This window comes from Rhodococcus sp. NPDC127593 (assembly GCF_042671975.1).
In the GTDB taxonomy this organism is placed as follows: domain Bacteria; phylum Actinomycetota; class Actinomycetes; order Mycobacteriales; family Mycobacteriaceae; genus Rhodococcus_F.
Genome location: NZ_JBHXWI010000016.1, coordinates 49,166 through 54,739, shown reverse-complemented (window position 1 = coordinate 54,739; position 5,574 = coordinate 49,166). Strand labels below are relative to the sequence as shown.

At 69.2% G+C, this 5,574-nt stretch carries 5 protein-coding genes; all 5 read left to right on the top strand.

Features of this window, described 5'->3' with window-relative positions:
* Positions 1 to 117: 117 nt before the first annotated feature.
* The 5 genes from ACFVJ3_RS17070 (at position 118) to ACFVJ3_RS17050 (ending at position 5,570) form a co-directional block, all read left to right on the top strand.
* Positions 118 to 1,338, top strand: coding sequence for a lipase family protein (locus ACFVJ3_RS17070; RefSeq protein ID WP_378453150.1), 1,221 nt, complete (start codon positions 118 to 120; stop codon positions 1,336 to 1,338).
* Positions 1,339 to 1,459: 121 nt separating this feature from the next.
* On the top strand, positions 1,460 to 2,146 hold the full coding sequence (locus tag ACFVJ3_RS17065) for an SDR family NAD(P)-dependent oxidoreductase (RefSeq protein WP_378453149.1): 687 nt from the start codon (positions 1,460 to 1,462) through the stop codon (positions 2,144 to 2,146).
* A gap of 75 nt (positions 2,147 to 2,221) precedes the next feature.
* Entirely contained in the window at positions 2,222 to 4,579 is a 2,358-nt protein-coding gene (locus tag ACFVJ3_RS17060; RefSeq protein ID WP_378453148.1) for an ATP-binding protein, read from the top strand.
* 275 nt (positions 4,580 to 4,854) lie between these two features.
* Positions 4,855 to 5,244, top strand: coding sequence for a Zn-ribbon domain-containing OB-fold protein (locus ACFVJ3_RS17055; protein ID WP_378453147.1), 390 nt, complete (start codon positions 4,855 to 4,857; stop codon positions 5,242 to 5,244).
* 5 nt (positions 5,245 to 5,249) lie between these two features.
* Positions 5,250 to 5,570: a hypothetical protein gene (locus ACFVJ3_RS17050; RefSeq protein WP_378453146.1), complete on the top strand. Its 321-nt coding sequence runs from the start codon at positions 5,250 to 5,252 to the stop codon at positions 5,568 to 5,570.
* Positions 5,571 to 5,574: the final 4 nt, after the last annotated feature.

The following is a 5,574-nucleotide window of genomic DNA, read 5'->3' as shown; positions in this document are numbered from 1 at the left end:
CCCGTTTTCGTTGCGGCGGGCCCGCCGTCGATTGCATTGCCGTAACGGGCGGGCCCGAATACCGATATCTCCTGCGAACTCGGTAACAATCGAGCTCTACGCAAACTAGGAGGCGGCATGAAGCGCTCACGTATCACGAGCCTCACCGCGGGTGCACTGTGTGCCGCATTCGTCGCCTGCGCCACGGTCGCCAACGTCGGGGTCGCGGCCGCCATGCCGATCTATCCTGCCTCCGACCCCGACCCCTTCTATCTGCAGCCGCAGGGTCTGGCGGCTACCGCGGTCGGCGAGCCGCTCGCGGTCCGTCCGATGCCGCCGCTGCTCGCCTTCCCCGACACCGACGTCTGGCAGGTCAAGTACCGCACCACCAACTCGGAGGACCACCCGATCTCGTCGGTCACCACCGTGCTCGTACCCCGCACCCGGCCGGTGAACGGGCCGCTGCTGTCGTATCAGCACATCATCAACGCGCTCGGACCGCGGTGCGCGCCGTCGCGGACGCTGTACTCGAACGACCCCGACCTCCAGATCAAGGAGGCGCCGGCACTGAACCTCGCATTGCAGCGCGGCTGGACGGTCGCCCTTCCCGACCACCTCGGCCCGAACAGTGCCTACGGCGCCGCGAGACTCGGCGGAACCATCACCCTGGACGGCATCCGCGCGGTTCAGCGGGTGCCGGAACTCGCCGTGGCGGAGAGCCCGGTCGCGCTGGCCGGATACTCCGGCGGCGGCATGGCGTCGGCCTGGGCCGCGGCGCTCGCACCCACGTACGCGCCGGAACTGAACATCGTCGGTGTCGCCGAGGGCGGCGTGCCCATGAACATCGGCAAAATGGCCAACGGACTCGGCATGCAACCGCATCCGGCGTTCGGCCTCGCGATGGCGGCGGCACTCGGACTCGAGCGTGAGTACCCGGACCGCCTTCCGATCAGCGAGCAACTCAACGATCGCGGCCTGGCGATGCGCGACGAGATGGTCAACGCGTGCACCAACGGCATTCTCGCGGCCGGCGCCGGCCGCAGCGCGACGGAGGTCGCCAAGACCACCGACCTCATGAGCAGTCCGCAGGCCTGGGAGGTGCTGAACGAGAACAGCGTCGAGCTGTACCCGGGGGTTCCGACCGCGCCGATCTTCGAATGGCACAGCCCGACCGACGTGCTCATCCCGGTCGACTCGATCGAGGCGACCATCGCGCGATACTGCGCCGCCGGCGCCAAGGTGCAGTCCGATCTCTTCCCGAGTCCCGACCACCTGACCACCGCCGTGCTGGGCCTGCCGACCGCGCTGGACTACCTCGACGCCCGGTTCCGGGGCGACCCGGCGCCGTCCAACTGCTGATCGACGGGGGCGCCGATCCGCGACGGGTCGCCCGTGCGGCTCGTCGCCGGATTGTGTTCTGCCCGTACACAGTCCGAAAGTTGAGCGTTTGAGCAGATCTACCAGGGGGTATTCGGAATCCATGCACCCCAGCACACGCACCGCAGTCGTGACGGGATCGGACTCGCCGATGGGCCGGGCGGTCGCACTGGCGCTCGCGGATGACGGGTTCCACATCGGCCTCGCCTACGCCGCGGACCGGGACAGTGCCGAATCCACCGCCGCCGAGGTCCGGTCCAGATCGGTGAACGCGGCCGTGCAGCGCATGGATCTGGCGGACCTGCCCGACTCCGCGGCCGCCGTCGACGAGTTCGCCCGGGAGCTGGGCGGAATCGGCGTTCTCGTCAGCTGCCCCGGCAGTACCGCCGTCGAGTGCATCCAGCGCGCCGTGCGATACATGATCGCGAGCGGCGAGGGTGGCCGGATCGTCAACATCACCCCCTCCTCGTCCGGGCTCGGCGGACTCACCGGTCTACTCGCCGCCGAACTGGCGCGATATTCGATCACCGTCAATTCGGTCGTGGTGCCCGCGGACGAATCGGACTTCGCATCGCCCGGCCCCGACGACAGCGAAGTCGCCGCCGTCGCGTCGTATCTGACCGCGCCTGCCGCAATGTTCGTCACCGGGGCCGCCTACGTGGTCGACGGCACCCGGATCGCCATGATCCCGCACAGCCTGACCGAGGCCGGCACTCGGCGGCCGGCCCGCCGCGCCAACCGCATCCGGTCCTACACCGGTCGCTGGGCGCCCACCCGCTGGACGCGGTGATCCGGTTCGCGGGACCCCGAAACTCGCGGACCCGCAGCCGAAAGCGTCGTTGCCGCCGCGCACCGGGAGTACCGTGTGCGCAGGGGGCTGCGAGTCGAGAGTGACGGTGTGATGCCGGCGGCAGTGAAGGGCACAGTGGGAAATCTGCCCCACGAACTGACGAGTTTCGTCGGCCGTCGCCGTGAGGTGACCGAGGCGCGACGTCTGCTGTCCGTGTCACGTCTGGTGACACTCGCCGGGATCGGTGGTGTCGGGAAGACCCGGCTGGCGTTGCGGGTGGCCGCCGACGCGAGTCGCGCATTCGAGGACGGCGTGTGGCTGGTCGAGCTGGGGGAACTGGACGACGACACGACACTCGTCGACGCGGTGTCGGCGGCATTGCGACTGCGCGAGCAGCGCTCCGGGAACCCGGAGGTGCTGCTGACCGAGTTCCTCGCCACCCGGCAACTGCTGCTGGTGCTCGACAACTGCGAGCACGTGGTCGCGGCGGCCGCCGCGTTGTCGGAGACGTTGTTGCGGAGCTGCCCGGAGTTACGGATCCTCGCGACGAGCCGCGAACCGCTGGCCATCGGCGGCGAGGCGGTACTGCGGGTGCCGCCGTTGACGGTGCCCGAACCCGGCCGCTCGTCCCTGCAGGGCCTGCCCCAGTACGAGGCGGTGACGTTGTTCGTCGAGCGGGCGGCCACGGCGGTGCCGGAGTTCGAACTCACCGAGGACAACCATGAGGCGGTGGCCCGGATCTGCCGCCAGCTGGACGGGTTGCCGTTGGCGATCGAGCTGGCGGCGGTGCGGCTGCGGGTGATGTCGGCGGAACAGATCCTGCAGCGGCTGACCGACCGCTACCGGTTGCTGACGGTCGGATCGCGGGGCGCGCCGAGCCGGCAGCAGACCCTGCGGCTGTGCGTCGACTGGAGTCACGAGCTGTGCACCGAGGAGGAACGCGAGCTGTGGGCGAGGCTGTCGGTGTTCGCCGGCGGCTTCGAACTGGACGCGGTCGAGGGAATCTGCGCCGGCGACCTGCCGGTGGAGAACGTCCTCGACGTGGTCGCGTCGTTGATCGACAAGTCGATCCTGATTCGGGAGGAGTCGGGGCCGGCGGTGCGCTATCACCTGCTCGAGACGGTGCGCGATTACGGCCGCGAGAAATTGCAGGAGGCCGGGGAGTACGCGTCGCTGCGCCGGCGGCACCGCGACTGGTACGAGCAGTTGGTGGTGCAGTGCGAGGCCGAGTGGATCGGACCCCGGCAGGTGATGTGGATCAGCCGGCTCGACGCGGAGAAGCTGAACGTGCGGGCAGCTCTCCATTTCTGCCTGACCGAACCGGGGGAGGCCGAGACGGGGCTGCGGATCGCCGCCGCACTGTACCCGTACTGGCGCGCCCGCGGACTGCTCCGCGAGGGTCGCCGCTGGCTCGGACAGCTGCTGGGACGGCACCCGGGCGGCGAGAGCCGGGAACGGATCGAGGCGCTGTACGTCGACAGCGTGCTCGCGGGCATGCACGGCGACCGCGAGGCCGCGAAAGCACTGGTCGACGAGGGGGTCGTCCTCGCCGAGAGGAACGGTGACACGCTGATGCGTGCCCTGGTGGTCCACGCCGCCGGATGCTGCGCCATGTTCGCCGGGGACCTACCTCGCGCACGGGCGTGCTTCGAGGAGGCGCTCGCCGAGTTCCGCGACAAGGGCAACCTGCTCCAACTGACGTGGGGACTGCTCGGGGTGGCACTGGTCAGCGGCATGCAGGGTGACGGGGCGGTGGCGAAGATGTGCGGATCCGAGATCTTCGCGCTCACCGAGGCCCACGGCGAGTCCGTCTACCGGGGCTGGTCGCTGTGGGCGGCGGGAATGGCGGCCTGGCAACGCGGACACCTCGCCCTCGCCGACGACTACGTGAAGCAGGGGCTGCGGCTGTCCCATCTGGTCGACGACCGGATCAGCGCCTGCGGGGCACTCGAGGTGCTCGCCTGGGTCGCCGTCGGCTCCGGCCGGGCGCAGCAGGCCGCCGAACTGATGGGCGCCGCGGAGGCCGTCGCGCAGACCGTCGGCAACCCGAGCACCGTCTACCCCAATCTGCTCGTCCACCACGCGGAATGCGAGCAGCAGGCCCGCGCCGTGATCGGGGACCGCGCGTTCGACGCCGCCTTCGACCACGGTATGCACACGTCCTTCGACGATGCGGTCGCCTACGCGCTCGACGAGCAGCGACCGGAGACGGTGTCGGCGTCGAACGGTGCGTCGCACCTGACCCGACGTGAATGGCAGGTCGCAGAACTGGTCGCCGAGGGGCTCACCAACAAGGCGATCGCAGCCCGGTTGGTGATCTCGCAGCGCACGGCGCAGGGGCACGTCGAGCACATTCTCGCGAAGCTGGGTTTCAACTCGCGCACCCAGATCGCGGCGTGGATCGTCGAACACGCACAGGACCCGCACCCCTGACCGGGCACCCGCACGGGACGAAACAGGTATGTCCCCGGGTCGTTCAGCCGCTGTACTTCCCCGCCGCGGACGGGATGCTCATACGCGTCCCCCCAATCCGGCTCCAGACCGAGGCCCCCGATGTCCACTGATCCCCGAACACACCGAAAGCCCGACCCCCAACTTCCACGGCCCCCGATTCTCCGTCGGGCGCACACCGACCGGTGTCTTGTGTGGATCGGGGGAAACCGAATGGCAGACGACGTGGTGGGGCAGGAACTCGCGGGGGTGACGGCGTGACCACGGACGGCATGACCCGCTGGCAGGGACTTGCCCAGAAATGCGAACTGATGATCCAACGCTGCCTCAACTGCACGACCCTGCTCGCGCCGTTGATGGCCACCTGCTCCGCTTGTCAGGGTTCGAACCTCGAGCGTGTCCCGTCGTGCGGCGTCGGATCGATCGTGTCCTCGAAAGTGGTCCACCGTGAGGTGAACGAGGCCGACCGCGGTCTCGTCCCCTGCACCATCGCGATCGTCGAACTCGACGAGGGGCCGTGGGTGTACACCTGGATCGACGGCGACGTCCCGGCACCGTCAGACTGTCCGGTTCGCGTCGAGTTCCGTCCCGCGTCGAGGTCGGAACAGTTGCCGGTGTTCGCGGTCCGCTCCGCCGGTCAGCGGTGATCGGCGTGACGACACAGACCGCGGACGAACCGGAGGAAGCGTTCGGCACCGATTGGCTGCGCCTGGCGCTTCGCCGGTGCGATCTGCTCGCGCAGATGCACTCGGTGAGCTCGGATGCCCGGTGGATGATCAGCTTCGCGATCCAGTGGGCACCGTTCGGTGGTGCGAGCGCGGCGGAACTGCTGGAGCGATTCGGCGTCAGCCGCCGGCGCTTCATGGAACTCGTACTCGAGGGACTCGCACCGAAGTCCACCGACGTCCAGAAGATCCGTGCGATGAAAAGTCACCTGCGCACGTCCCTCGCGCAGGCGTGGGGCGTGCAGTAACCCC

Coding starts and splice junctions, on each gene's coding strand:
- ACFVJ3_RS17070 (WP_378453150.1), top strand. CDS start 118: ATGAAGCGCTCACGTATCACGAGCCTCACCGCGGGTGCACTGTGTGCC.
- ACFVJ3_RS17065 (WP_378453149.1), top strand. CDS start 1,460: ATGCACCCCAGCACACGCACCGCAGTCGTGACGGGATCGGACTCGCCG.